Origin of the sequence: uncultured Chitinophaga sp. (assembly GCF_902168175.1) — a bacterium.
GTDB lineage: Bacteria > Bacteroidota > Bacteroidia > Chitinophagales > Chitinophagaceae > Chitinophaga.
This window is the reverse complement of the sequence record NZ_CABHOU010000093.1, coordinates 1-3113: the sequence shown is the minus strand read 5'-3', so window position 1 is coordinate 3113 and position 3113 is coordinate 1. Positions and strand designations below refer to the sequence as shown.

Below are 3113 nucleotides of genomic sequence, written 5' to 3'. Positions count from 1 at the left end.
ACCATCCCGGCATGATCCATGATAGATCCTGGCCTCATCCTAGGTTCATCCTAGGTTTATCCTAGGTTCATTCTAGGTTCATTCTAGGTTAAATAGCCTGGAATGAACCTAGGATCAACCTTAGATCAACCTTATATCTACCTAAGAAAGTATAAGGATCCCGCCGGGATGTAGCTGCTATGCCGGTAGCGGCATGAAAAAAGGGCTGTCTGCATCAGCAAACAGCCCTTTTTCGTTATTTGGAGGCGGTACGTTTAGTAGTCGCCCATAGTTTCAGGCAATTGAGCCAGCGCTTTGGCCAGTTGCTCGTCGTTAGGAGCAATACCATGCCATTCGTGCGAACCTTCCATGAAGTCTACGCCTTTACCCATTGCTGTTTTCATCAGGATACAGATGGGTTGGCCTTTACCGGTAAGGCTTTTGGCTTTATCGAGTACAGCTACCACATCGTCCATATCGTTACCGTTCATATGCAGCACCAGCCAGCCGAAAGCTTTGAATTTAGCTTCCAGGTCGCCGAGGTTCATTACTTTATCGGTAGGACCATCGATTTGCTGACCGTTCCAGTCGATCGTGGAAATCAGGTTATCAGCTTTGTGGTGAGCGGCGAAAAGCGCAGCTTCCCATATCTGGCCTTCGTTCAGTTCGCCATCACCGTGCAGGGAGTACACGAGGTGGCTGTCGTTGTTCATTTTTTTAGCGAGGGCAACGCCAAGGGCTACACTCATACCCTGACCGAGGGAACCGCTGGCAATACGAATGCCTGGCAGGTGTTCGTGGGTAGTAGGATGACCTTGCAGGCGCGAATCAATTTTGCGGAAAGTGCTCAGTTCCTCGATCGGAAAATAGCCAGATCTGGCCAGGGCACTGTAAAACACGGGAGATATGTGCCCGTTGGAGAGGAAGAATGCATCTTCGTTTTTTGCATCCATATCAAACTTCTCAGGGTTATGTTTCATTGCCTTGAAATATAAGGCAGTGAGGAAGTCTGTACAACCTAAAGAGCCGCCAGGGTGGCCACTTTGAACGGCGTGCACCATCCGCACAATGTCCCTCCTGATCTGTGTAGCAATATCTTTCAGTTCTGGCATGATAATTGGCGTTTTATGAGTCGCAAAAGTAATAAGAAAACTAGCAATTTGTAATGCAACGTGTAAAATCTTGGGGGACAAGTGGCTAAAGTCTATGATTTTTATAATTTGCTGATACACATTTCACTGAAATTAATATCTTTGTATGACAACCCCCGATATGGAGAATGTAATTATCGCTACCGTGCTCAGTTTTGTTATAACCTATTTTTCAGTGCCTATCCTTATCAAAGTGGCGGACCTGAAGCATCTGTATGATGAACCGGACGAGCGCAAAGCACATAAACACCGTATTCCTGCATTGGGCGGCGTGGGATTTTTCTCAGGCTTTCTGATATCGATAGCTATGTGTATACCTACACAAAGCTCTTCTCCGCTCCAGTACTTCATGGCAGCGTACTTCATCATTTTCATGGTCGGACTTAAAGATGACCTCGTTGGTCTGTCACCGTTAAAAAAGGTAATAGGCCAGATGGTAGCTGCTTTCGCGATTATTTACCTTGGCAATCTCCAGATCAATAGTGCCTTCGGATTTTTTGGAATACAGGAATTACCGGCACACCTCAGTTCCCTGCTTACTTACTTTACCGTACTCGTTATCATCAATGCTTTTAACCTGATAGATGGGGTAGATGGCCAGGCGGGCAGTATTGGTATGCTCGTATCAGCTATCCTCGGCGCTTACTTCCTGCACTCAGGAGAAATGGTGTACGCAGTAATGGGATTTTCACTGGCTGCAGGTCTCGCAGGTTTTCTGATCTACAATATTTCACCAGCAAAGATATTTATGGGCGATACCGGTTCCCTGTTAATAGGCACCGTAAACGCTATTCTGATTATAAAATTCATTGAAGTGGGCGGTAACCCTGCCAGCAAAATGCCTATCGAATCGGTTCCTGCTGTGGCTTTCGGTATCCTTATCGTTCCATTGTTCGATACCCTCCGGGTATTCTCGATCCGTATGATGAGAGGACGTTCACCGTTTTCGGCCGACCGTAACCACATTCACCACTACCTGCTGGCGCTTGATATGAACCACAAGCAAACCACCATGACCACGGTGCTGGCTAATGCAGGTTTTATCGTGCTGGTGTACGCTTTGCGTGGACTTGGTACAACGCAGTTGCTCGCTTTTGAGATGGTGCTTGCTACCGGTTTAACCTACTCTTTATATCTGCTGAAGCGCAAACGTGCTGAGAAAATGGTTCGCCTGGCTGAAGAAGCCGCGGCCGCAGCAGCCGAAGTACAGCATGTAAGCAACAAGGCTAAAATCCTTCGTGTTACCAACGACGGCATACTGGAGAACAAATAACAGGTTTCTTTCCTTAACCGTCATTCCCGTCCATCCTTCCCAATTTGCATGATTCATCAAACACCTTTGATGATTAAAAGAATTCATGTAGGTTTGCAAGCACTTTAAGTTTTTAATCTTATGCAAGACGATCTTAACTTAGTTCTGGACGACGCGCAGGAAACAATGGACAAAGCCATTAGTCACCTGGAAGTTGAACTGACAAAAATCAGGGCTGGTAAAGCTAATCCCCAGATCCTGGACGGCATTACCGTTGACTACTATGGCGCCGCTACCCTTATTAACCAGGTAGCAAACATCAGTGTAGCCGATGCGAGAACGCTTACCATACAGCCATGGGAAAAGAACATGTTGCAGCCCATCGAAAGAGCTATCATCGCTTCCAATATCGGCCTTAACCCGCAGAACGACGGGTTGATCATTCGCCTGTTCCTGCCACCACTCACAGAAGAGAGGAGGAAAGAACTGGTGAAACGTGTAAACGGAGAAGGTGAGCAGGGCAAAGTAGCCATCCGCAACATCCGCCGCGATGCTATTGAGGCTATCAAGAAACTGCAGAAAGATGGCTTGAGCGAAGATACAGCCAAAGATGCCGAAGCCAACGTGCAGCAGCTTACCGACAAATACATTTTGCTGGTAGATAAACACTGCGCAGCGAAAGATAAAGAGATCATGTCTATCTAAAAAAGACGGGTTTCGCGCAATATTAT

General features: G+C 46.8%; 3 protein-coding genes. 2 read left to right on the top strand and 1 reads right to left on the bottom strand.

The window, feature by feature from the left end:
• Positions 1 to 254: 254 nt before the first annotated feature.
• The gene (locus QZT80_RS21230; protein WP_295126900.1) at positions 255 to 1091 is read right to left on the bottom strand and encodes a transketolase; all 837 of its coding nucleotides are present in this window, start codon (positions 1089 to 1091) and stop codon (positions 255 to 257) included.
• Positions 1092 to 1236: 145 nt separating this feature from the next.
• Here QZT80_RS21230 and QZT80_RS21225 point away from each other — a divergent pair, with 145 nt between their 5' ends.
• Together QZT80_RS21225 and frr are read left to right on the top strand one after the other, a co-directional pair.
• Entirely contained in the window at positions 1237 to 2403 is a 1167-nt protein-coding gene (locus QZT80_RS21225; protein WP_295126898.1) for a glycosyltransferase family 4 protein, read from the top strand.
• Between the two features lie 120 nt (positions 2404 to 2523).
• The gene (gene frr / locus QZT80_RS21220; protein WP_295126895.1) at positions 2524 to 3087 is read left to right on the top strand and encodes a ribosome recycling factor; all 564 of its coding nucleotides are present in this window, start codon (positions 2524 to 2526) and stop codon (positions 3085 to 3087) included.
• The last annotated feature ends 26 nt before the right edge of the window (positions 3088 to 3113 follow it).

Bases quoted from the DNA above. Each gene is read 5' to 3' on its own strand.
- frr (WP_295126895.1), top strand. From the start codon at position 2,524: ATGCAAGACGATCTTAACTTAGTTCTGGACGACGCGCAGGAAACAATG.
- QZT80_RS21230 (WP_295126900.1), bottom strand. From the start codon at position 1,091: ATGCCAGAACTGAAAGATATTGCTACACAGATCAGGAGGGACATTGTG.
- QZT80_RS21225 (WP_295126898.1), top strand. From the start codon at position 1,237: ATGACAACCCCCGATATGGAGAATGTAATTATCGCTACCGTGCTCAGT.